Genomic DNA, 25,408 nt, shown 5'->3' on the forward strand with positions numbered 1-25,408 from the left:
ATATGAAAAAAATAAATATAATAGCAATTGCAGCAGGATTGATCATTTTGCAATCATGTGCCACACAAAAAACTCCACAATCTATCATCACTCAAGAAGAGGTGAGTAGGGTAATAAAAACTTTATCTGCCGATGATATGCTTGGCCGAAGTGCATTAAAACCCAATGAAATTGGTAAAGCTGCTGATTTTATTTCTTCGGAGTTTAAGAAAGCTGGCTTAAAATATTTTGACGGGGCAACAACCTATCGTCAGAATTTTACCATGAGTAATATTAAGCCCGAAGGAGGCAAATTAACCATTAACGGTAAAGAGGTTTCGACAGAAATTTTTGGCGTATCTTCTTCTAAAGAGAGTTTAACGATGACTAACGTCCCACAAATTCTTAAAATTGAAAAAGGAGATAATTTTAATGCAAAATACAGACAAGCTTTAAATGGCGATAAAGACCTTTTAGTTTGTATAGACGAAAGTTTTAAAAGCACTTTTAGCAGGGTAAAAGGATTTTTAAATAGAGGAAATATGGTAGCTTCTGATAAAAAAGAATCTCCTTCAATTGTGTTTCTTTTAACTAATGAAACTCCGGTAAACATGAGCTTGCAATTTAAAAACAAAATTACGCCAATGCCTATGTTTAACGTAGTGGGAGTTTTACCTGGTAAATCTAGGCCTAATGAATACGTGGTTTTTAGCGGTCATTATGATCATTTGGGGATTATTAAAGCTACCAATCAAGATTCTATTGCAAACGGAGCAGATGATGATGCCAGCGGAACTACCGCTGTAATAGAATTGGCTAAATACTTTGCTCAGAAAAAGGATAACGAACGCACCTTAGTTTTTGTGGCTTTTACTGCCGAAGAAATTGGCGGTTACGGCTCTCAGTATTTCTCTAAACAGTTAAATCCAGACCAAACGGTGGCCATGTTTAACATAGAAATGATTGGTAAAGAATCTAAATTTGGAATTAATAATGCCTTTATTACAGGTTATGATCGTTCTGATTTTGGTAAAATTTTGCAAAAGAATTTAGAAGGGACAGCATTTAAGTTTTATCCAGATCCTTACCCTCAACAAAACTTATTTTTTAGGTCTGATAATGCCACTTTAGCTAGATTGGGCGTTCCGGCTCACACCATTTCTTCAGATCAAATTGATACTGATAAATTGTACCATTCTGTAGATGATGAGTTTGAATCTATGAATATTAGTAACATCACTGAGATTATAAAAGCCATAGCCATAAGTTCTACATCTATTATTAACGGAAAAGATACGCCAAGCAGAGTAAGCGGCGTAGAGTAAGGGAGTGTTGAGCAATGCACTACGTAAAATAAACCGGGGCGGCAGCGGCATCTCCCAATTTTTTATTGGGAATATAGCAGAGCACCGGACTAACGTTAATAGTAGAATTTGCCCTGCTTTTCAAAAAAAGTAAACCATAAATTGAATATGAAAAATCTTGTTAAAATAAAATTTATCATCAGCGCAGTATTTATTTTTGCGGTTTCTGGTGCATTTGCTCAATTTGGTCAAGGGACTTATTGGTCGGCAGATGGAAATAAAATTATGGAGGTAGAAGAGGGCAATATTGTACAAGTTGATGCCTTAGATCCCTCTAAAACAGCGGTGCTCATCTCTAAAGAAATGCTCACTCCAAAAGGGGGCGCACCTTTAGATGTGGTTCGTTTTGCTTTCGCCGATGGTAACCAAAAAGTATTAATTAATACCAACACCAAAAAAGTTTGGCGTTATGATACCAAAGGAGATTTTTGGGTGTATGATTTAACTGCAAAAACTTTAAAGCAAGTGGGTAAAACTAAACCCGAATCAAGTTTGATGTTTGCAAAATTCTCTCCTGACGCTAGTAAAGTGGCTTATGTAAGTGAGCATAATATTTATGTGGAAGATTTAGCAACCGGAGCTGTAAAAGCGCTAACTACTGATGGTACTTTGCGTTTAATTAACGGAACTTTTGATTGGGTTTATGAAGAAGAACTAGAGTGTAGAGATGGCTTTAGATGGTCGCCAGATAGTAAATCTATTGCTTATTGGCAAATTGATGCCCGTAAAATCAAAAATTATTTGATGTTGAATACTACTGATTCTTTGTATCCATTTACTATTGCGGTAGAATATCCGGTGGTGGGCGAAGATCCAAGTTCTTGCAAAGTAGGTGTGGTTGATATTGCCACAGCGCAAACCAAATGGATGAACGTTCCGGGTGATGCGGTGCAACACTATATTCCCAGAATGGAATGGGCAAATAATTCGTCGCAGTTAATTATTCAGCAATTAAACAGAAGGCAAAATGAAAGTAAAGTAATGTTGTTAAACATTGCTGAAAACAACTCAAAAACCATATACAGCGAAACAGACGAAGCTTGGGTAGATGCTAAAGCTGAGGCAACCGGCTGGACTTGGATTGAAAAAGGAAAGAAATTTATTTGGCTCACCGAAAAAGATGGCTGGAGACATATTTACGCCGTTGGTTTAGACGGAAAACAGACTTTAATTACCAAAGATGATTTTGATGCCATTGAATTAAACTTGGTTGATGAAAAAAACGGGTTGGTTTATTTTATGGCTTCGCCAACCAATGCCACTCAAAAATACCTTTATAGAGTGAGCTTAAAAGGTGGCAATGCAGTAAGAGTAACTCCGGCAGACCAAAGCGGAACACATGGTTATGATATTTCGCCAAACGGAAAATTAGCTTTTCATGATTATTCTAGCAGCACTGTTTTCCCTTTGAGTGATGTAGTGGCTTTGCCTACACACAAAAGATTAAGCGGAGGCGAAGTGAGCGAAAGAGCTAAAACCATGATGCTTCCTAAAGTGGAATTCTTTAAAGTTACTACCGAAGACGGAATTGAAATAGACGGTTGGATGGTGAAACCAAAAGACTTTGATCCTAAAAAGAAATATCCGGTTGTTTTTTACGTCTATGGCGAACCAGCAACTCAAACAGTGGTAGACCGCTTTGGAACCGGATTTAATCGTTTGTACAACGGCAATATGGCTAATGATGGCTATATCTATCTATCTGTTGAAGGTAGAGGAGCGCCAGCGCCAAAAGGCAGAGAGTGGCGCAAAGCTATTTACCATAATATTGGCAAAATTAATATCAGAGATCAGGCAATGGCGGCTAAAGAAATTTTGAAATGGGATTATGTAGATGCCACCCGAGTTGCCGTTTGGGGCTGGAGTGGTGGAGGTTCTTCTACACTAAACCTACTAATGCAATACCCAGAAATTTACCAAACCGGAATTTCTATTGCCGCAGTAGATAACCAACTCAATTACGATAACATTTATCAGGAACGTTACATGGGTTTATTGCCAGCAGATAAACACTATTTTGAAGAAGGTTCTCCTTTAGCTCACGCAAAAAATTTAAAAGGCAATTTGTTGTTAATTCACGGTACTGGAGATGATAATGTGCATTACAACAACGCCGAGCAAATGATTAATGAGTTAATCAAATACAATAAAACTTTTCAGTTGATGAGCTATCCCAACAGATCTCACAGTATTTCTGAAGGAGAGGGAACTAACCAGCATTTAAGATCTACTTTTACTAAGTTTTTAAAAGAAAATTGTCCTCCAGGCGGGAGGTAGAATTTTTAATATTATCGAAGAGCCGTTTCTGTAAAGAGCGGCTTTTTTGTTCGATTTGATCCTTATCCCTCTAATATTCTTATTAAGTCATCATTCACATAAAAGACTTCTTTACCATCTTTTCTAATACTTAAGACTTTGTTTTCTACTAGTTCATTAAAATATTTGGTAAGGGTTGTTCTTGATGATATTTTAAGAAATTCGCCAATTAGCTTGGGTTTAATGTAAGGTTGGCTAAATAAGAGTTCATTTACTTCTTTGCTGTACCATTTTATTTTTGATTTGGCCTGATTTAAAGTGGCTTCCATTTGAGCCAATATGCTTTCAATTAGCTGACTGGTTAATAGCGCTGTTTTTTCTACGGCATCTAAAAGATATAATATCCAGTCTTTCCAAGCCCCTCTTTGGGTAACCACTCCTAAATGATAATAATAATCGTCTTTGTTTAAGATAATATATTTTGAGAGGTAAAGTGCTGGTTGAGACAACAAGCCTTTATTTACTAAATAAAGTAAATTTAATATCCTTCCTGTTCTGCCGTTACCATCAACAAAAGGATGTATGGCTTCAAATTGATAATGCGCCACACACATTTTTAATAAGGGATCTGTAGGGTATTTTTCATCATCATTTAGATAATCAATTAAATTATCCATCAAATTTTGCAAAACTTGTTCCCCTCTAGGCGGCGTATAAATTATTTCACCGGATCTAAATTCACTTTGCCCTCTGCGAATAACCGTTAAAGATTGTGCAGATCTTAATCCCGCTGTTGTGTTTTTAATTTGCTTAAAAATACCCTTAATGATATTCAAATCAATTCGTTTGTTTTTATCCATTAATTGATAGCCTTCCCACAAAGCTTCGCGGTAACGCAAAACCTCTTTGGTGGCAGCATTTGCATTTTCTTCTTTATAAGTATCTGAAATGGCCTTATATAATTCGTCTTCAGTAGTAAAAATATTTTCTATTGCAGTAGAAGCCTTTGCTTCTTGTAGTGCAACCGTATTGATTAGAATAAAAGGATTAGGCAACCTTTGAATGCTCATGTTTACAGTAGCAAGCGCCCTAGAAGTGGTTACCAAAGCTTTTAAAATTGTCACATCATCTTCTATTGCTACTGCGGGCGGCAATAGTGGTAAATTATTAAAAGGTTTATTCCTATCGTAAGCCATGTTTTATAGGTTCATTTTTTAGTTAAAATCTGAACATATCACAAACTTATTGATTTAATTGGACATATTTATCACATATGTTCATTTTTTTAATAAAAGTGAACATGTTTTATTGCTTGGACAAGAAATGGACAGATAACGGCTATATGTTCATTATTTTAAATAAAATGAACAAGTTATAATATTGATTGATGAAGTCTAAAATATTGATTTGGGCATTTTAACACGCTGTTCGCTATATCTTTATCCCCGAAAAGGGATAAAGGATGCCGCTTCCATCGTTAATGCGAAAAAACTATCGAGAGTTGATAATTTAAAAAAGCGTACAAATTGTTTAGAGAAAAAAAAGCCATTCTCTTCAGAACAGCTTTTTACTTGTCTATTTTTAAATTATTCACCCAACCTAAAAAGGCAAATCATCATCGTCATTTCCTTTAGCAAATTCATCAGAAACAGTACTCTTAGGCGATGCCTCGCTAGTTTCATGATGTGTTGTTGCTTGGGATGGTGCAGACCCATTCTCAAAATCTGTTTTACGACCAAGTAGCGTAAAGTTCTCGGCCACCACTTCTGTGGTATATTTTTTATGCCCTTCCCTATCTTCAAAAGAACGGGTTCTTAACTTGCCTTCTATGTAAACTAACTTTCCTTTTTGCAGGTATTTTGCAGCAATATCAGCTAAACCACGCCACATCACTATGTTATGCCATTCGGTTTGCTCAATTCTTTTGCCGTCTTTATTAAATGTTTCGGATGTTGCTAAAGGAAAACTTGCTACGGTTACATTTCCATCTAAATGCCTCACTTCGGGATCTTTCCCTAAATGCCCTACTAAAATAACTTTGTTAATTCCTGACATAATTCCTGGTAAATTTTAATACAATTTAAAAAAGTTTTTCAAGAACTCAAAAATTAATTTGGGCTGTCCAAATTGCGATACATCATCAATATTTACCCAAAACCAGCCATTTTCTTGGGTGAATTCTGGGTTGATATGCTCTATATGCACAAAACGGGCATAAATCCGCTGATGTGTTAAAATGTGCTTAATTTGATCTGAAACCGAATGAATAATAGGATCTCCTGAAAACCAGTCTTGGAAATTTTGATCAACAAATAGCTGATCTAATGATGTTTGTTCAATAAATTCTATAGAAGGTAAATCATGTAAGCCAGCCCAAATATCTTCGTTACCTCTTCTTTTAATTAATATTTGTCCTTCTTTTATCGCTAAAAAGAAATAGAAATAACGCTCTCTAATTTTTAATTTTTTAAGCTTTACTGGTAATTCGTTCACTTTTTTGTGTTGGTAGGCAAAACAAGAAGTGATAAAAGGGCATTGCTCACAATTAGGGTTTTTAGGTTTGCATTGCAAAGCCCCAAACTCAATCATGGCTTGGTTATGTTCGGCAGCGTTGGCTGGGTTAATTAATTCATCGGCAATTTCTTGAAACTGCTTTTTCCCTTTTCCGGTGTTTATGGGTGTATCTATTCCAAAATATCTGGCTAAAAGCCTGTAAACATTTCCATCAACCACGGCCTTTGCTTCATTAACAGAAAAAGAAGAAATTGCAGCGGCGGTATATTCGCCAATTCCAGTTAATTTTATCAAATCAGCGTAAGCGGTAGGGAAAATGCCGTTAAAACTTTGCTCAATAACTTTTGCTGTCTTCAGCATGTTTCTCCCTCTGGAGTAATAGCCCAAACCTTGCCACATTCTTAAAATATCATCTTCAGATGCTGCTGCAAAATTTTTCACAGTTGGATATTGCTCAGAAAATCTCAGAAAATAAGGCATTCCTTGCTCAACTCTGGTTTGTTGCAGAATAATTTCCGACAGCCAAATCAAGTATGCATCAGTGGTATTTCGCCAGGGTAAATCTCTCTTATTAATTCTATACCAGTTAATTAGCTCATTAGAAAATATCATTCGTATCTTGTCGTTTTTGCAAATATAATAACCTTAAAAGTGCTTAATGGTTGTAATATAAGGGGTTGATATAAAAAAGTAGGTATTTATTTCCCTTTTACAACAAAAAGCAATACTTTTGCAACCCCAAATCGTCCGATAGGAATAGTAAATATAATTGAAAATATAGGAAAATGACAAAGGCAGAAATCATTGCAGAAATTGCAAGCAAAACCGGAATTGAGAAAGTAGATGTACAAGAAACTGTTGAAGCATTCTTCAAAGTAGTGAAGAGTTCTATGGTGAGCGGAGAAAACGTTTACGTTAGAGGTTTTGGAAGTTTTGTGGTAAAGAAAAGAGCAAAGAAAACTGCTAGAAATATTTCTAAAAATACTGCGATAATTATTCCTGAGCATTTTGTACCTAGCTTTAAACCAGCTAAAGTATTTGTTGATAAAGTGAAAATAGGAAACAAAAACAGCATTAACGCTTAAAATTTATGTTAAAAACTAAACAATACATTTTATTAGGCTCGGTAGGAATATTGATGGCTGCCTTGTATAGTTTAGACATTAAAGGTTTAATAAAACCAAAAGAAAACGAAGGAATGCAAAATACTGCAACCGCCGGTGATAAACCAGCGGCTGTAGTTTCTGCAGAAAGCGTATCTTCCCTTTCTAAGCAAATGATAAATGCCAGCCTTGCTGCTGATATTGAGAAATTAGAAGCTCAATTAAAAGATGCAAGTGGTGATAATGCAATTACACTTCAAAAAGAAATTGCTAAAAAATGGGACGATGTAAATCAACCCGCAGCAGCAGCTTTTGCTTATGAAGCCATTGCACAGGAAGAACAAACTTATCCAAACTGGCTAACTGCAGGGGATAGATTTACCGAAGGTTATCAAAATTTTAGGGATACCACAGCAACAGCAGGCTTGTTAAATAAAGCCATAAATGCTTACAACAAAGCTTTAGAGCTTAACCCAAAGAGTTTAGATGCGCAAACGGGATTAGGAGTAGCTTATGTTTCTGGCACTCAAGAGCCAATGAAAGGCATTAGCTTATTATTGGGAGTGGTAAAAGAAGATCCAAAAAACATTAAGGCTAATATGAATTTAGGCATGTTTTCTATGAAATCAGGTCAGTTTCAAAAAGCTTTAGACAGATTTAAAACGGTAATTTCCGTAAGTCCAACACCAGAAGCATGGTTTTATTTAGGAACCAGTTATGAGAATTTGGGAATGAAGTCTGAAGCTGTTTTAGCTTATCAAAAAAGTAAAGAATTGGCAGCAGATCCTAGCCTTTCTGACTTTGTAGATAGAAAAATAAAAGAACTTAGTAATTAAATAAAACATTAAAAATTTAAAATTATGCCAAGCGGTAAAAAAAGAAAAAGACATAAAATGGCTACCCACAAGCGCAAAAAACGCTTAAGAAAAAACAGACACAAGAAAAAATAGGCTAATTAATTAGTCTCATTTATAAAATAATTACATACAATTTGTGTGTAATTATTTTGTTGTGTATATTATTTTCAATCATTCTTCTGTGGATTAAAAGATTTCAAAAATCTTTTCTAAAAAAGTAGCTGTTGGTAAAGGAGTTAATTATTAATTCTACCCCCATCGGGGTAACTATTGCATTACTGCAAGACAAGCAACTTGTAGAACTAAACAAAGAGCAAATTAACAACAGTTACGCTGTTGGTGATATTTATATGGGCCGAATCAAAAAGATTATGCCTAGTTTAAATGCTGCTTTTGTTGATGTTGGCTATGAGAAGGATGCTTTTTTGCATTATTTGGATTTAGGTCCTCAGGTACAATCATTGCTTAAACTAAGCAAAATTGCTAGAAGCAACACTTTTAAAGATCATTTACTAGATCACTTCCAAAAGGAAACTGATATAGATAAAGCAGGAAAAATATCAGATATTTTAACAAAAAATCAGCTGATACCTGTTCAAATCGCAAAAGAACCCATCTCCACTAAAGGACCTCGTTTAAGCTCTGATCTTTCTATTGCAGGCAGATTTGTAGTATTGGTACCTTTTTCTGATGTGATTTCTATCTCTAAAAAGATAAGAAGCAATACTGAAAGAACTCGTTTAAAAAAGATTGTTGAAGGCATTAAGCCAAAGAATTTTGGAGTAATCATTAGAACGGTTTCAGAGAAAAAAGGAGTAGCCGAAATTCAGAAAGACCTTTTAGATTTAATTTCTAAGTGGGAAACTTTCATGAAAAAGTTGCCTACTACTGAGCCTTCTAAAAGAATTTTAGGAGAAATGGGTAGAGCTTCTACTATTTTAAGAGACATTTTAAATGATGAGTTTACCAATATTTATGTTGATGACTTATCCATTTACGAAGAAATAAAATCTTATGTACATGAGATTTCTCCCGAATTAGAAAAGATTGTAAAGCTTTACAAAGGTAAAGAACCCATTTTTGATCATTTTGGAATAGAAAAGCAAATTAAAGGCTCTTTTGGTAGAACCGTAAATTTGGCTGGTGGTGCTTATTTAGTGGTAGAACATACCGAAGCACTGCATGTAATTGATGTAAATAGCGGTAACCGAAGCGCCAGCCCTGAAAACCAAGAGCAAAATGCTTTTATGGTGAATAAGGAAGCGGCAAAAGAAATTGCTCGTCAGTTGCGTTTACGCGATATGGGCGGCATAGTGGTAATAGATTTTATAGATATGCACAAGGCGCCAAACAGAAAAGACCTGTTTGATTATCTAAAAGCCGAAATGAACTATGACCGAGCTAAACATACCATTTTACCCCCAAGTAAATTTGGTTTAGTTCAAATCACACGTCAAAGGGTAAGACCCGAGATGAATATTGTTACCGTTGAAAAATGTCCAACTTGCGAAGGAACCGGAGAAATTAAAGCAAGTATTGTTTTGATGGATGATATTGAAAGTAATTTGAATTACATTTTAAACGAGCAAGCAGAAAAAGGCATTACACTTTGTGTGCATCCTTATATTGAAGCCTTCATTAAAAAGGGTTTAATGTCTCAGCAAGTGAAATGGTTTTTCAAATACAACCAATGGATAAAAGTGAAAGCAATTTCATCATATCATTTAACAGAATTTCACTTCCTAAACAGCAAGGAAGAAGAAATTAAGTTGTAAGTTTTTCGAAAGCTTAAACTCCCTTTTAATTTAAAAATATTTAAAACCTAAGCCCGATGAAAAATCGGGCTTAGGTTTTTTATTTCCATCTCTATGCTAAAGGATTTCTTCAACGCCACTAAAAGTTAATTTCCTCGGTATGATAAACAGGAGTTTCTATTCCTTTTAGTTGAATTTTAATGGAAAGTTTATTTCCAATATTACTAAATTCCATTAAACCGTAATGTTTTTGATTAACTAATGGACCAACCCTGTATGGGTTAGCTTCGCCGTTATTATTGGTTGCCGAATGTGTTAATCCGCTTGAGGTTACATCGTAGAGAGGAAAATTTAATCCTTTAACTTCCATTTTAGAGAATTCGCCAATGTGTCTGTCACCACTTAATAAAATTGCTCCTTTTATTTTAGTCTTTACTAAAAGTTCTAACAATCTTTTCCTTGCAGCAGGGAAATTAGCCCATTTCTCATACGGGTGTTCGACAGATAAAATTTGAATACCAGAACCAATAATGTAAGCATCAGCTTTGCTTTTCAATTCCTTTTTTAACCATTTCCATTGCGCTTTACCTAAAATATCTCCATTTATGTTTGGGACATAATTTTTATCAGCATCTTTCATTAAAGTATCACGGTGATAACGGGCATCCAATAATATTACTTTTACAGTTTTTGAACCTACTTGATAGGTATTTGCAGAATATAAACCTTCGATTTTCCGTAATGGACTTTCTTTAGAAACATTTAAGAAATCTAATGCCAATTGTTGACTTTCCTTTTTGTGCGGATAACCAATACCCGCATCGTTTCGGCCATAATCATGGTCATCCCATGTACCTATAACTTTGGTAATTGCGGCAAATTTTTTGTAACCTTCGTTGTTTAATTGTATATCGTATTTTCCTTTTAATACGGTCATATCATCGGTGTCACCATAAATATTATCCCCTAACCATAACCAAAGATTCGGTTTGTCTTTTCCAATAACATCCCACATAGGTTGAGGTAAATTTTGGCGATTACAAGAGCCAAAGGCAATAGAAAAAGTATTGTTTTGCTGTGCTGATGTATTTAGCACAAAAAGAAATAAAATGGCAATAGTTAAAATACGTTTCATCATGTTATTATTTTGAGAAGCAATATTGCGATTATATTGTTAGCTGTAGGTTAAGTCTATTTAATATTCTTGATGATTTGCTATAATAAATTTATTAAAATTCAAGTTGCAAAGGATGTTCTATTAAAGAAAGCAATTTCAGATTTGTTACCTCTTTAATAAAGCAGCAAGACAATTGACAAATCTTCATTCAACTTTACTTTTCAAAACTTCCAAATAATTTTTAATAAAAAAAAGCCCAACCAAATGGTCAGGCTTTTAATCTTGAATCTTGATACTTTACTCTTGATACTTAATATCTAAACCGTCGTTTCAATATATAATTCTTTCTTCTGCTTATCATCAATATTAGATGGCGAATCAATCATTACATCGCGGCCCGAGTTGTTTTTAGGGAAAGCAATTACATTTTATCAATTAACCAAATTTCATTTCCTAAGGTCCCTTAATTAAGTTTTAATTTTTTTCCATTATAATCAAATAAGTAAAACTTATTATCTAGCAAAAAATATATCATCCCAATTTCTGGGCTTTTTGGCCTTTCTCTTATGATTTGAAAAATTTTATTTCCATATTTCTTAATCGCCCAACTCCTAGTTTCAACATCATTCAATCCGATTATAAAAAAATCAGCTTCTTGGCATTTTTCATCATATTTTATTTCTACAATTTCTTTACCTGTTTTGTCTATTAAGCCCCATTTACTGTTTAATTGAACCAAAAATCCAGTTGGTGTTCTCTCAATGTTATCGTATTTGTTTTCAAAAATCTCTTTGCCAGATTTATCCAAAACACTCCACTTACCGTTTAGTTGAGCCAAAAATCTATCATCAATATGGGCTAATTCAAATTTTATTTCATCGTACTTCATTTCCAATACAGCCTTACCTGTTTTATCTATCACTCCCCACTTACCATTGGTTTTTACTCGAGCAAAATTATCTGAAAAAAGATCCGCTTCATCATATTTTATAGGGATTACGATTTTACCTGTTTTATCAAGGAAGCCAAATTTGTTACTTAATTTCACTTTAACTAAACCACTAGCCTCATAAGGCTCACTTTCATATTCAATCGGTATGATTACATCTCCTTTTTTATTAATCATACCCCACTTCCCGTTTAAAGATACAGCCGCCACTTCGTTAATAAAGGGGGTAAATTTATCATAACCTGTTGGAGATATTATTTTACTTGAACCCACCATTTTACCACGGGCATCAATAGTGAATTGTTCATGATCTTTGTTTACTAATGCAATGGGCGATCTAAGTCTGAGTAGTGTATGCCCATCCTCCGGTATTTTTCCTGGATAATTGGGTGCAGGAATGTTAAAGCTGGTGACAATTTCATCAAATTGAAAATCTATCAATATAGCACCATTTTTATCAAGAAAACCCCAGTATTTACCTTTCTTCATCGCAAAATACCCGTTAGATTCTGCTTTGTAATCATCGTACAATAAAGGTATCACAGCATATCCAAGCGTGTTTATATAGCCAACTTTTCCTTTTTGGGATACCAAGGCTAATCCGTCTTTAAAAAAAGATACGCGGTCATATTTTAATGCGATAACGACTTTCCCGTTTGGATCAATAAAACCTGATTTGCCATTCAGGATTACCTTAGCCAGACCATTATAAAAGACCGATGCATCATCATAAATCAAAGGAATCACCAGTTTTCCGCTAGCATTAATGTAACCAGATTTTCCTTTCATCTTTACTGGCGCAAGTCCATTGCCGAAAGCATCGGCAGAGTCATATTTGGCTGGAATAACCATTTTTCCACTTTTATCAATAAACCCCCACAATTTACCTGTTTTTACACTTGCTAGTCCTTCGCTAAACTGATGGATATCATTATATTCCCTCCCAAATTCGGTTCCTGCTATGTCCACAAATATCTTTTTACCCATTCTGGTTACCATGGCAATACCTCCGTTGACCTCACTATTTAAATCATCATATTTAATAGATATCACTACTTTCCCGGCCTGATCTACAAAGCCCCAATAACCAAATTTTTTAACTCCAAAGTAGCTTGGAGTACTAAATTTCAACCCATCATATGCTAACGATAATACGATGTCATCGTCACTGTTCAAATACCCCCAATTGTAATTAAACCTTGATTGAACCATTCTTAAATTTCCATTGAGCTCGCCTAAAAATCCCAATTCGTAAACAACCAATCTTCTTTTAGCATCTGCCAATTCCTTTAGTTGACTGCTAGATGCGGGAGCAACATATCGTCGAGTTGTGGCAGCTTCCGTAGTGCTTGGGGAAGATTTAGGGGTGACAAATGGTTTGTTTTGTTTATTCCTAGCTTCCTCAGCGGCCTTGTCTGAACTTGTTCTCACCCCGTTTTTATCGTAAGCAGGTACATATTGAGCATTTATTTGTTGAACAGTTATTGTCGAGATTGATATTAAGGCGATAAAAAACCTTTTGACTGACAAATTTTTCATGGTTTATGCGCTTTTTTAAAAAATTATAATATTAAGCAATATAAATAAATCCTGACTAAGTTTATTTTGGTGCTGCTTAAATAAAGTAACTTTTTTCAAGGATAAAGCCCTCAACTTCCTGCTTTTTGCACATTTCCTCCAAAATCATTTCTTTTCTAAACACAAAAAAGCCCAACCAAATGGTCAGGCTTTTAATCTTAAAATGAACAATGCAAATCATCTTGCATCTTGATACTTAATATCTAAACCGTTGTCTCAATATATAACTCCTTCTTCTGCTTATCATCAATAGTAGATGGTGAATCAATCATTACATCACGGCCCGAGTTATTTTTAGGGAAAGCAATTACATCTCTAATGGTATCTAAGCCGGCTAAAATAGAAACCAATCTATCAAAACCGAAAGCGATTCCACCATGCGGAGGTGCGCCATATTCAAAAGCTTCTAATAAGAAACCGAATTGTTTTTGAGCTTCTTCTGGCGTAAAACCTAAATGCTTAAACATAATAGATTGTAATTTTCTATCGTGAATACGGATAGAACCACCACCAATCTCGGTTCCATTAATTACCAAATCATAAGCGTTTGCTCTTACATCACCTGGGTGAGTATCTAACAAAGCAATATCTTCTGGTTTTGGCGAAGTAAATGGATGGTGCATAGCGTGGTAGCGCTCAGTTTCTTCATCCCACTCTAATAAAGGGAAATCTATCACCCAAAGTGGCGCAAATTTATTTTTATCGCGTAAACCCAAACGGTTACCCATTTCTAAACGTAATTCATTTAATTGCTTACGGGCTCTATCTTTTGCTCCTGCTAAAACTAAAACTAAATCCCCTGGCTCTGTTGCAAACGCTGCCGACCATTTTTTTAGTTGTTCTTCATCATAAAACTTATCCACAGATGATTTTAAAGTTCCGTCTTCGTTATGACGCATGTAGATTAAACCAGTTGCGCCAATTTGTGGTCTTTTTATAAAATCTGTTAGCTCATCTAATTGCTTACGAGTATAATGTGCTGCTCCTTTTGCATTAATACCTACTACAAATTCAGCGTTATCAAAAACCGGAAATACAGCCTCACCCCCGCCTCTCCAAAGGAGAGGAGCCTCGTCTACTGGCAAAGTTGAATTCTTCAGCTCAACAAACTGCATCCCAAAACGGATATCAGGTTTATCAGACCCGTATAAACGCATCGCATCAGCATAATCCATTCTTGGGAAATCCTCAAATTCCAAGCCTTTCACATTTTTAAACATGTGACGAGTTAAGCCTTCAAACATATTTAAAATATCTTCTTGCTCAATAAAAGCCATTTCGCAATCAATTTGCGTAAACTCAGGCTGTCTGTCGGCTCTTAAATCTTCATCTCTAAAGCATTTTACAATTTGGAAATAACGGTCAAAACCGCTTACCATTAACAATTGCTTAAACGTTTGTGGCGATTGTGGCAAAGCATAAAACTCACCAGGATTCATTCTGCTGGGTACCACAAAGTCTCTGGCACCTTCTGGAGTAGACTTAATTAAAACCGGAGTTTCTACTTCTAAAAAGCCCTCAGCATCTAAATATTTTCTAATTTCTTGCGCCATTTTATGACGAAGAATTAAGTTATTTCTAACCGGATTACGACGTAAATCTAAATAACGGTATCTCATACGCAGCTCATCACCGCCGTCAGTTTCGTCTTCAATCATAAACGGAGGCAATTTAGCCACGTTTAAAATCTCTAAGTCAGAAACCTTAATTTCAATATCACCAGTCGCTATTTTTGGGTTTTTGTTAGAACGTTCTAACACCGTTCCTTTCACTTTTATCACAAACTCACGACCTAAATCTTTCACCTTGGTACGTAAATCATCCGCATCATCGGTATTTACCACCAATTGTGTAATTCCGTAACGGTCACGCATATCAATAAAAGTAGTTCCGCCTAAATCTCTTGATTTTTGTACCCAACCGCTCAATATCACTTCCTGACCTAAGTTTCCGATGGTTAATTCACCACAAGTATGTGTTCTGTGCATTTCTTTTGATTTTGTAATTGGCTACGAATATAAGTTTAAATATATTTTTAGGGAAGTTTATTGTCTTTTTGGTCGGTTTTACGATACATAAAAAGCCATTTATTTTTTTTAGAAAAGCAAACGCTGTGTTTCATAGCTTCTGATAGTCAGGTTTTACTTCTACGCCACAAAGCATTAAGCTCAAATGCCGTTATCTGCTTCACTTGGCTTTATGATGAAATTAAACTCCAAATAATCAGTATTTTAAGTTAAAGTGTGAATAATTTTTCTTTTAATTATGCTTATTTAATAAGTTTGAAACTTATAAAAATCTTAAATGAAACTTAAAATTATTACCATTTCAGCCTTTTTAGGCTTCGTTTTGTTTGTTTCTTCATGTTCATTTAAAATGAAGGCAAAAAATTTACCTGCTGGATTACCTGATTATACTGCCTATAATAACGGTGATACGGTATTTACTGACGGCAGTATAAAAAAAGCAATTGAACCTATTAAAGTAGAAAAAAAAGAAGTTTCTGAAGTTAAAAAGGGACAATCATTTACAGTATTTAGTGAGGGCACTTCTTACCAAGGAAGTTATTACGGTAAACTTAATGTGTTTACTGAATATGGAGGAAGACAATATACAGGGATGCAATATAACTCGCCAACCGGAAATAGTATGGGTCCAAGTTATCAAAGCACTTACAATTACTACATCCAAAAAAGAGGACAGAATGAAGTCTATAAATTTTCCTTAAATCAGTTAAAAGAATTAATTACTGATAATCCTTTAGCTTTTAGAAAAGCTAGCGCAGCAAAAATTTATAGTAAAATTGCGATTCCATCAGTTTTAATCGCAATTACTGGAATAACCGCGGGAGTTTTTTTAAAAGAAGGACCAATTAAATCTATAGCGGGTACAGCAGGATTAATAGCACTTCCTCTTTATATTATTACTTTACCAATTGCATCTGCTAAATCTAAAAATGCTATTAAAGTTTACAATCGTTAATAAAAACTCTTTGGATAGGTTATTGCTTTCCCTATGTTGTAATCACTTAAATAAAAGATGATGAAAACGAAAGAAAAAAATCCAATTCCAGAAACAGATCAACAAGGAAAAACAAAATCAGATAGAGCGCATATTGACCCATTAGAGAAAAAGGCATTTAATATTCCTAACTCGGGCGGGCAAACCGGAAAAAACACTAACAAAAAAGATGAATAATAATAATTAAAAAACTCTCTATGTTACCAAACACAGAGGGTTTTTGCTTAAAGGGTTTGTTAAATTAATAACTAGAATTTATAATTATCCAATATTATTTCAAATGCTTTAAAATGAATGGAAATTTTTTCATACAATAGTTTATTTTTGCCTGATGATGAAGCACATGGCAGATACACAAACTAAAGAAGAAACTTTTACGCTTGATGAAATTTTAAGTTCTTTAAAGGTGATACACCGCTTAATTTTATGGAATGACGAAGTGAATAGTTTTGACCATGTGATATATTGCCTGATGAAATATTTAGATTACTCTGAAAATCAATCTGAGAAAATAGCCTGGAAAGTACATAACGAAGGTAAATGTGCTGTTTTAGAAGGTTCTTTTACCGAAATGGAGGTTTACCGTAAGATTTTGCAACAAGAAGGTCTTACCGTTTCTGTTGATTAATATTATAAATTTTCTACTCTTATAGTCATCATTTTAAACTTCTTGAGTTAGGTTTTTCTTATCTCAAACCTTTGTTTTTTCTGACTCTCTTTAACGCCAAAACGCCACTGATTTTCTAGGTAGAATCCATCAAATTATGTGTTTACATCATGTTTTTTACTGTAATAATGTGGTTACTATCATAGTTTATATGAAACACCAAGCCACCTTTGTAGTTTAGAATTAGAAATTATACTACAGTTATGAAATCCAAATTAATTGCCTTTTTAATGTTTTTTGTTTTTGCAACAACCAGCTACGCTCAAAACAGCGCTAGTACAGATCAAAAAGGCGTAAAAATTACGGGAAAGGCAGTTGATGAAAAAACGGGTGCAACTTTAGATTTTGCAACTGTTGCTTTGGTAAATCCGGTAAATGGAACGCCAGTTAGAGGCGGGCAAACGGATTTGGATGGGAAATTTACTTTTGAGAATATTCCAACAGGCAACTACACCATAAAGATAAGTTTTGTAGGTTATGAAGCTTTTTCAAAAACTATTATAGCCAATACTAATACTCCAGTTTTAGATTTAGGCGCTTTAAAAGTTAAAAAAGCTTCGGGTTCGGTTTTAAATGAGGTGGTGGTTACGGGTAGAAAAGATGTGATCCAGTTAGGAATTGATAGAAAGGTTTTTAATGCCGATCAAAGTTTGGTTTCACAAGGCGGCTCGGCCAGTGATTTACTTTCTACTGTTCCATCTGTACAGGTAGATTTAGATGGCAATGTAAGCTTAAGAGGAACAAGTAATGTTAGAATTTTAATAGATGGCAAACCCTCTACTTTTGGTGGGGCTAATGTGGCTCAAATCTTACAATCTTTACCAGCTAGTGCTATAGAAAAAGTAGAATTAATTACCAATCCATCTTCAAAATACGATCCTGAGGGGCAATCGGGTATCATTAATATTGTTTTAAAGAAAAACCAGCGTTTAGGAATCAATGGAAATATAGCTTTAACTACTTCAAGGTTTAATGGTTTTAATGCCAATACAGGTTTAAATTATAGAAATGAGAAGTGGAATTTATCAGGTAATTACAGTTTTAGAACTGGCGATAGGTTGGGTTCTGGTTTAAATAATACCGAGTTTTTATCAAGCAGTTTAGCTACTCCTTTTAGTTTTGCGAATGAAAACTCTTTATCAAATGATAAAAACCATACGACTAAAATAGGGGCCGAATATTACTTTACCGAGAAAACAAGTTTAGCGCTTTCGGGTAATTTAAATACAGGTAAAGAGAGTGGAAATGAAAATTTAACACAACGCTTTTTAGCTCAAAACAGAGATTTAGTTGATTTTGGATCGGGTTTTAATAAAAACACCGAAGATGGATATGGGTTTGATGTAAATATGGATTTCTTCCACAAGTTTAAGAATCCTAATGAAGAGCTAACGGCAAATTTATCTGTTGGTAAAAGCGGAGAAGATCAGACTGAAAATATTGTACAAAATTTCTTTGATTTAAACGGCGAATTATCCAATAATAGAATATCTAGCAATAGAAGAAATGTAGTTGATCAAAGTAATAGAAATTATAATATTCAGGTTGATTATATAAAGCCCCTATCTGAAGAAAGTAAATTTGAACTTGGTTTTAGAAGCACCATCAGAAACAATAATGAAGATCAAATTTCTGACACCTTAGTAAGCGCTACTAATAATTATTCTTTAGATAGAAATCTTACCAGTTTGTTTAAATTAGAAGATATAGTACATGCTTTATATACTAATTATCAAAATCAATTTACCAAAAATTTTGGCGTACAAGTGGGCTTGAGAGCAGAGCAAGCCTACCTAAATACGTCTATTACCGGTACAGATATTAACGGAAACTCATTAACCACACCCGGCAGATTAGATTATTTTAGAATATACCCAAGTGTGTTTTTAACTCAAAAGTTTACAGGCAACAACCAATTACAATTAAGCTATACCCGTAGGGTAAACAGACCAAGAGGTTGGCAGGTAAATCCTTTTCCTGATGTAGATGATCGTTTCAATATCAGAATTGGTAATCCAAACTTAAGGCCAGAAGATATTCACTCATTTGAGTTTAGCTATGCAAAATTTTGGGATGCCGTTACTTTTACATCTTCCCTATATTTTAGACAAGTAAATGATGTGGTGCAAAGCTTAAGAACTTCTAACCCAGATCAGTTAGGTGGAACCATTTCCAGGTTTTTTAACTTGGCTAAAAACCAGGCTTATGGTTTAGAATTAATTAGCAGGGCTGATATCACTAAAAAAGTAAACGTAACCGGAAACTTAAACTTTTTTCAAAGTGTTTTTACAGGGGATGCAAGTTTAGGTGTTAATGATAATTCGGGCTTTAACTGGAATGGAAATTTAACCGCAAATGCCACTTTAGCTAAAAATTTATCGGCTCAATCTACTTTTTTTTATAGTGCACCAAGAGTTCTTGCGCAAGGTAAAATGAAAGAAATGTACAGCTTTGATGGCGGATTGAGATATGATATACTAAAAGCAAAAGGAAGCTTATCTTTTAATATGAGAGACATTTTAAACTCCAGAAGATTTGGCAGCACTACCGATAATGGTTTCTTTTTACAAGAATTTGAAAGAAGAAGAAGAGGTGGAATTTATAGTTTAACGTTTAGTTACCGTTTTGGAAAGCAAGATTTTGCACCAAGAAAAAATCAGAAGAAAGATAATCAACCAGCAGAGGAAGAAGGTTTTTAAACCTTTAGTCTAATAAATAGTCGAAGTATTTCAATTGATTTTTCTGATATTTATGGGGCTAATAAACTTACTTTGATCAACCTGTCTTTTCCAACAAAAATATTGTTTGTTTTCTTGTTTACATTTTGTGCTTTTACACTCCAAGTAAAAGCGCAAAGTGCTGTTGGAACTTTGCAAGGGAAAACTTTAGACCTAAAGAATAAAGAAATTATTCCTTTTGTGAATGTTGTTATTTACCGTGATGCAGATAGTTTGTCGGCAAAATCATTTCAATCAAATGCTGATGGAGTTTTTGATATTAAAAATCTTTTATTAGGGAGTTATACCGTTAAGTTTTCATTCATCGGCTACCAAGCTAAAACCATCACCAAAATTGTTTTAGATGAAAATAAACCCATTCTAAATTTAGGAACTATTGAGCTAGATGCAGACAGTAAAATGCTGAACGAAGTGGTGATTGAGTATAGAAAGCCAGTGGTTGAAATGCAGGATGACAAAATAGTTTATAACGTTGATCAAACCATTTTTGCCGAAGGCAGTGTAGCTTCTGATATTCTAAAAAACGTACCCATGGTTTCGGTTGATTTGGACGGAAAAGCTACCATTGCAGGGAAAAGAAATACTCGAATTTTTATTGATGGAAAGCCATCAGATTACAACGCAGCCAGCATTGGTGATTTACTCAGTATTCTTCCATCGGATGCTTTAGAAACCATAGAAGTGATTACCGATCCTTCTTCTAAATTTGATGCTGATGGAGATGGTATCATTAATATCGTTTTAAAGAAAGGAAGAAAAGTAGGTTTAACAGGTAATCTTTCTTCAAGAGTGGGCACCCAAGGAAACCATAATACTGGTGCATTTTTATCAAAAAAAACACCTAAATATTCTTTCTCTTCTAATGTTGGGTACAATCATGCAACTCGTTTTTCTGATGCAAATTCTAACAGAAGCAACTTATTTACAGATACCACTTTTTACAACAACCAAAGCAATAATTCTGATAGAATATCTGATGGATTTAGCGGGAGATTTGGCGCTACTTACCAACTAGATTCTGTTCAAAGTTTTAAATTTTCTGCCCGAGGCGGCTTTAATAAAGGAATTAGTACTTCTTTATCTGACAACTTATATTTAGACGAACAAAAAATTGGGCAAACTTTGCGTTTTCAAAACAACAGTAGCGGAAACAGAAATTTTGATTACGCTATAGATGCTACCTACAATATCAATGCAAAAAAAAGAGGGCAATTTGATTTGGGTATAGTTTACCTCAAAAACTCCTCTAATAATAATAGGGATTACGCCAGATATTTGCTTAACGCAGATGGTTCGCCCAGAACCACCAACCCCACTTTGCAGTTAAATGATAATAATGATTTAGGGCACAACATTGATTTAAATGCCGATTATGATAAAAGTTTTGCTTTTTTAAACACCAAATTAGAAGCGGGTTTAAAAACCAGCATTAATTTTTCTGACAATAGCCAAGCGGTTCAAAATTTTGATTATGCCATTAATGATTATGTGTATAACCCAAACCTTACCAATAGCTTTCTTTTTCAGCAAAATATTTATTCGGCCTATGTTTCTTTAAGGTTTAAGATCCAAAAATGGAGTTTTAGATTAGGTAACCGAGCCGAGGTAACCAACGTAAACTTTATTCAAGAAAACAGCCCAAATGTAGAAATAGCTCCTTACACTAATTTTTTTCCAAGCTTTGGTGTCAATAGAGTTTTTAATAGCAAATACAGCATCGGCATAAGCTATAGTAACAGAGTAGCCAGGCCAAGAGCTTTAAGTTTAAATCCTTTGATTGATGATTCTGACCCTCAAAACTTAAAATTTGGAAACCCAAATTTGATTCCTTCTTTTACCCATCAGTATGAACTTAATTTTAGTGTTTTTGGGAAAGATTGGTCGGTTTCGCCACGTTTAAGTTATGCAGATTCTAAAAAAATTATTGAAAGACTAAAAACAGTAAGTACTGATGGAAATACCATTACCACTTACCAAAATTTGGCTAATAGCACCTCTTTAAATCTCAACGTTTTTAGTAATTATAGAATGGATAAGCGTAAAACTTTTAATGCGGGTTTTACCTTAAGTCAAATTAATTATACTTCTGCTGCTAATGCCGCGTACAATAGAAAAGGGATGAATATAAGGTCTAATTTAGGGATAAGTTATGCGCTTAAAAATACATCGGCTTTTGAGGTAAACGTAAACTACATTAAAAACACCGCTGCACAAGGTGTTACGCAGGGTTCGGTAGAAACACAGTTTGGGTTTAGAAGAAATTTTTATAAAAACAAAATTGGGGTTAGATTTACAGCAATAGATCCATTTACCCAAAGAAACTTAACTACCGTTACAGAAGGACCAAACTTTTATCAAGAAAGTTTTTCTATCCAAAGAACAAGAAACTTTTTATTGGCCTTAAGTTACAGGTTCACAAAAATTGAAAAAGGACCAATCATCAAAAAGAAAGTTTAAAAATAACAAGCGGTATGGTCTCTGCCTCTAACGGGCAATCTAAATTGAAGAGAGATTTCATGAGAACCTTTTTGAACTTTAGCTAATGCCGTATTGGTAAAATCAAATGAATAGCCAACTTGAAAATCAGGAGTGATACGAAAAGCAGCAACAGCATCAAAAGAATCTAAGGTACGATAAGAAGCACCAAGCCATAAAGTTTCGCTAATGAGCACACTTGCATTTAAATCAAACTGAACAGGAGAGCCATTTACATATTTGATTAAAAAATTAGGTTTCAGCTTTAAATTGGCATTTAATTGAACTAGGTAGCCTGCCTGTAAAATATAATGTGCCCTGTAAGCGGTAGAAGCATTGGTTTTTGCAATACTATTGATGTCTCTATAAAAAAAATGTGGAGAAGAAATACCAAGATAGTATTTATCAGAAAACAGCATGGCGCCCCATCCTAAATTTACCTTCATGTTATTTGCATCTTGAAAAACAGGGTCGTTAACGGATGCCGGACTTTCGCCATATTTTTCTGAATAAGTGGCACTAAAGCTGCTTGCGCCACCATTTATGGCTAAAGCTAAGTAAGAGTTAGTGCCTACAGGTACTCGTTGTGCAATGCTTAAATCGCCTCCTGTTTCCTTTATTACTTCACCAATTTGATCATTCATTAAAATGGCGCCTATGAAAGTGTTAGATTCTTTTATGGGTGTGTGAACAGAAATAGTTTGCGTACGAGGAGCGCCTTTAAAACCTACCCATTGATGCCTGCTGAGTGCGGTAAACGTTAATGATTCATCAACAGCAGAGTAAGCTGGATTAATTGCTAAGGTATTAAACATGTATTGGGTGTACATAGCTTTTTGCTGCCCATGTACAAGATAGGCAGTAAGTACTAAAATACATGTTAGAATAAATTTCATTTTATTTCTCCCAATGTTTCGGGCTTAAAAAATTTTGAAGGAAGGAGAGGCCTAGCAAAATAATTTTAGTGTACCGCTTTGTTGTGCGTACTTTTTTACGAAATAAAGGAGGTTAAGGTTACTGCAAATTAGCCGATAAATTGTGGAGTTGAACAAAGAATTTGAGTATAAAAATTGTTGATTAACAGGCTATTAAGAGTTAAACAAATGCTTTTAAAAGAAACTATTTTGCATAAAATGAGTTTAAAAAATCTTGAAAGTTAATTTCATTTCAATAAATTATCAATGCTGTTGTAAGCCACAGAATGATAATTAGGACGAGCAGATAAATAAATTTCTTTAGCTAATTTTTTTCCTTCGGGAGTTTTAATTAATTCTTTATAAATGGGCATTAAAAATTTTCGTCGGCCTACGTTTATTAAGAAGTTTTTCATTGGAGGATAAGCTACAGCATATTTAGTTTTTGCCGCTAAAGTGTACCAAGCGCATTGAATTTCGGCATTGCCAGAATTACTAAAACCAAACTCTTTATCTATGGCTTGTATTTCGTTTAATCCAATATTTTGAGGTAAGGTATTAATGAAATATAATTTTTCATTTGTTGAGCTTATTTTATTGCTTAAGCCCACCGGGTTTTTAGAAGTATTTAAAGCCTTTTGCAGGATTTCTATTTGTTTAAATTTAGTACTTACCGGCGCTTTAAACTCTTTAGGTAAACCAGGTTGATAAACCCAGGCATAAGAATTTATTTTATTTTTTATTTCTTCATTTCCTTTAATCAATTTGGTGTTGATCTCTTCTAAAAACCTATCATTTGTCATACTTTTAAAGGCATATTCATTGAAATAAGATTTTAAAAAGGAATCAAATTGTGTTTTTCCAATAGCTTTTTCTATGTTTTTAAGAAAGAAATATCCTTTTTCATAAGCAATATCACTTACGCCACCATCAGGGTCTCTATTTGTAAAATCAACATTTAAGCGAGTGTCAGGACTTTTCTCTCCTAAATCCTGAATGGTTTCCATAAGACTATTATAACCCAAAACCTCCTGCATTTTAGCCTCCTCCGGTCCGTAAAGCTCTTCTAAAATCCTTCTTTCAAAGTAAACGGTAAACCCTTCATTAAGCCAAAAGTCGTTCCAAGTGGCATTGGTTACTAAATTACCGCTCCAGCTGTGTGCCAATTCATGAGCCACTAAACTCACCAAAGATCGGTCTCCAGCAATTACCGTTGGAGTGGCAAAAGTTAGCATAGGGTTTTCCATCCCACCAAAAGGAAAACTAGGTGGGAGTACTAAAATATCATACCTGCCCCATCTGTAATCTCCATATAACTTCTCAGCAGTATTTACCATTTTACCCATATCAGCAAATTCATACCCTACTTTTTCTAACATAGAAGGTTCGGCGTAAACGCCAGTTCTATTATCTATGGCTTTGAAAGTAATATCGCCAACGGCTAAAGCCATTAAATAAGAAGGGATGGCTTGCTTTTGCTCAAAATGGTATTGGCCGGTTTCATTTTTTACGGTTGGGTTTTGAGCACTCATTAGCGCTAACAATTCTTTTGGCACCGTTATATCTGCGGTATAGGTAAACCTAATGGCTGGGCTATCTTGTGTTGGAATCCAGGTTCTGGCTAAAATGGCTTCAGATTGGGTAAATAAATAAGGTTGTTTTTTGCCCGCTGTTTGTTGTGCGGTTAGCCATTGTAAAGCGGCAGCATTTTCACCTGTGCTATAAAAAATGTGAATTTTTTTGGTTTGCGGGGTAATTTGGATGCTTAATGGCTTACCAGTAAATTCTTCTTCATCGCCTAAAGCAAAAAAAGCACTATCTGTTTGGTTATCTAATGTTACTTTTTCTATGTTTAAACCTTTGGTATCAAATATTACTTCATCTACTTTTTGGGTGTTATTGATGGTCCAAACGGCTTCTCCATTAAGTTCTTTAGCTGTAAAATTAACTTTCAGCTTTAAATCTAAATGGGTAACTATACATTGTTCTGGATTTGAAAAAGAGTGAGGATCTTGCCTTTTTATAGGTTCTTCAATCGCTACATTTTCTGCTTTCTTTTTATCCTGATTGCAAGAAAAAATAATTAAAACAGGCAATAAAAGGAATAACTTTTTCATCAGCT

At 34.5% G+C, this 25,408-nt stretch carries 18 protein-coding genes; 10 read left to right on the forward strand and 8 right to left on the reverse strand.

Going from position 1 to position 25,408, the window contains the following annotated elements:
- Positions 1-2: 2 nt before the first annotated feature.
- Both FA046_RS03610 and FA046_RS03615 read left to right on the forward strand, forming a co-directional pair.
- Positions 3-1,304 carry a M20/M25/M40 family metallo-hydrolase gene (locus FA046_RS03610; RefSeq protein ID WP_136824982.1) on the forward strand — a complete coding sequence of 434 codons (1,302 nt, stop codon included), beginning with the start codon at positions 3-5 and terminating at the stop codon, positions 1,302-1,304.
- A gap of 147 nt (positions 1,305-1,451) precedes the next feature.
- Positions 1,452-3,620: a S9 family peptidase gene (locus FA046_RS03615; RefSeq protein WP_169303289.1), complete on the forward strand. Its 2,169-nt coding sequence runs from the start codon at positions 1,452-1,454 to the stop codon at positions 3,618-3,620.
- A 62-nt stretch (positions 3,621-3,682) separates the two neighbouring features.
- On the opposite strand, the gene FA046_RS03620 is transcribed toward FA046_RS03615, so the two are convergent.
- From FA046_RS03620 to mutY, 3 genes are all read right to left on the reverse strand, one after another.
- Positions 3,683-4,795, reverse strand: a complete 1,113-nt coding sequence (locus FA046_RS03620) for a Fic family protein (RefSeq protein ID WP_136824983.1) — start codon at positions 4,793-4,795, stop codon at positions 3,683-3,685.
- 403 nt (positions 4,796-5,198) lie between these two features.
- Positions 5,199-5,654, reverse strand: a complete 456-nt coding sequence (locus FA046_RS03625; RefSeq protein WP_136824984.1) for a single-stranded DNA-binding protein — start codon at positions 5,652-5,654, stop codon at positions 5,199-5,201.
- Between the two features lie 15 nt (positions 5,655-5,669).
- The gene (gene mutY, locus FA046_RS03630; protein ID WP_136824985.1) at positions 5,670-6,725 is read right to left on the reverse strand and encodes an A/G-specific adenine glycosylase; all 1,056 of its coding nucleotides are present in this window, start codon (positions 6,723-6,725) and stop codon (positions 5,670-5,672) included.
- 173 nt (positions 6,726-6,898) lie between these two features.
- On the opposite strand from mutY, the gene FA046_RS03635 reads away from it, so the two are divergent.
- The 3 genes from FA046_RS03635 (at position 6,899) to FA046_RS03645 (ending at position 9,848) form a co-directional block, all read left to right on the forward strand.
- Entirely contained in the window at positions 6,899-7,198 is a 300-nt protein-coding gene (locus FA046_RS03635; RefSeq protein ID WP_136824986.1) for an HU family DNA-binding protein, read from the forward strand.
- A gap of 5 nt (positions 7,199-7,203) precedes the next feature.
- Positions 7,204-8,052 (forward strand): tetratricopeptide repeat protein, encoded by an 849-nt coding sequence (locus FA046_RS03640; protein ID WP_136824987.1) that lies wholly within the window; start codon positions 7,204-7,206, stop codon positions 8,050-8,052.
- A 245-nt stretch (positions 8,053-8,297) separates the two neighbouring features.
- Positions 8,298-9,848, forward strand: a complete 1,551-nt coding sequence (locus FA046_RS03645) for an Rne/Rng family ribonuclease (protein ID WP_136824988.1) — start codon at positions 8,298-8,300, stop codon at positions 9,846-9,848.
- A 118-nt stretch (positions 9,849-9,966) separates the two neighbouring features.
- Here FA046_RS03645 and FA046_RS03650 read toward each other — a convergent pair whose 3' ends face one another.
- The 3 genes from FA046_RS03650 to aspS form a co-directional block, all read right to left on the reverse strand.
- The gene (locus FA046_RS03650; protein ID WP_136824989.1) at positions 9,967-10,965 is read right to left on the reverse strand and encodes an alkaline phosphatase D family protein; all 999 of its coding nucleotides are present in this window, start codon (positions 10,963-10,965) and stop codon (positions 9,967-9,969) included.
- 442 nt (positions 10,966-11,407) lie between these two features.
- Entirely contained in the window at positions 11,408-13,432 is a 2,025-nt protein-coding gene (locus tag FA046_RS03655; protein WP_136824990.1) for a WG repeat-containing protein, read from the reverse strand.
- 242 nt (positions 13,433-13,674) lie between these two features.
- Positions 13,675-15,459, reverse strand: coding sequence for an aspartate--tRNA ligase (aspS, locus tag FA046_RS03660; protein ID WP_136824991.1), 1,785 nt, complete (start codon positions 15,457-15,459; stop codon positions 13,675-13,677).
- Between the two features lie 316 nt (positions 15,460-15,775).
- Between aspS and FA046_RS03665 the strand changes: the two genes are divergently transcribed.
- The 5 genes from FA046_RS03665 (at position 15,776) to FA046_RS03680 (ending at position 22,354) form a co-directional block, all read left to right on the forward strand.
- On the forward strand, positions 15,776-16,453 hold the full coding sequence (locus tag FA046_RS03665; RefSeq protein WP_169303290.1) for a hypothetical protein: 678 nt from the start codon (positions 15,776-15,778) through the stop codon (positions 16,451-16,453).
- Positions 16,454-16,513: 60 nt separating this feature from the next.
- On the forward strand, positions 16,514-16,669 hold the full coding sequence (locus FA046_RS17195; protein ID WP_169303291.1) for a hypothetical protein: 156 nt from the start codon (positions 16,514-16,516) through the stop codon (positions 16,667-16,669).
- Positions 16,670-16,823: 154 nt separating this feature from the next.
- The gene (locus FA046_RS03670; protein ID WP_225870873.1) at positions 16,824-17,120 is read left to right on the forward strand and encodes an ATP-dependent Clp protease adaptor ClpS; all 297 of its coding nucleotides are present in this window, start codon (positions 16,824-16,826) and stop codon (positions 17,118-17,120) included.
- Positions 17,121-17,362: 242 nt separating this feature from the next.
- Positions 17,363-19,858: an outer membrane beta-barrel family protein gene (locus tag FA046_RS03675; RefSeq protein WP_136824993.1), complete on the forward strand. Its 2,496-nt coding sequence runs from the start codon at positions 17,363-17,365 to the stop codon at positions 19,856-19,858.
- Between the two features lie 114 nt (positions 19,859-19,972).
- On the forward strand, positions 19,973-22,354 hold the full coding sequence (locus tag FA046_RS03680; protein ID WP_136824994.1) for a TonB-dependent receptor domain-containing protein: 2,382 nt from the start codon (positions 19,973-19,975) through the stop codon (positions 22,352-22,354).
- Here FA046_RS03680 and FA046_RS03685 read toward each other — a convergent pair.
- Both FA046_RS03685 and FA046_RS03690 read right to left on the reverse strand, forming a co-directional pair.
- Complete coding sequence (locus FA046_RS03685) at positions 22,351-23,268, reverse strand: PorP/SprF family type IX secretion system membrane protein (protein ID WP_136824995.1); 918 nt, start codon at positions 23,266-23,268, stop codon at positions 22,351-22,353. The two genes, FA046_RS03680 and FA046_RS03685, sit on opposite strands and share 4 nt — an antisense overlap.
- 266 nt (positions 23,269-23,534) lie before the next feature.
- Positions 23,535-25,403 (reverse strand): M1 family metallopeptidase, encoded by a 1,869-nt coding sequence (locus FA046_RS03690; protein WP_136824996.1) that lies wholly within the window; start codon positions 25,401-25,403, stop codon positions 23,535-23,537.
- Positions 25,404-25,408: the final 5 nt, after the last annotated feature.

Source organism: Pedobacter cryophilus, from assembly GCF_005116455.1.
Lineage (GTDB): Bacteria > Bacteroidota > Bacteroidia > Sphingobacteriales > Sphingobacteriaceae > Pseudopedobacter > Pseudopedobacter cryophilum.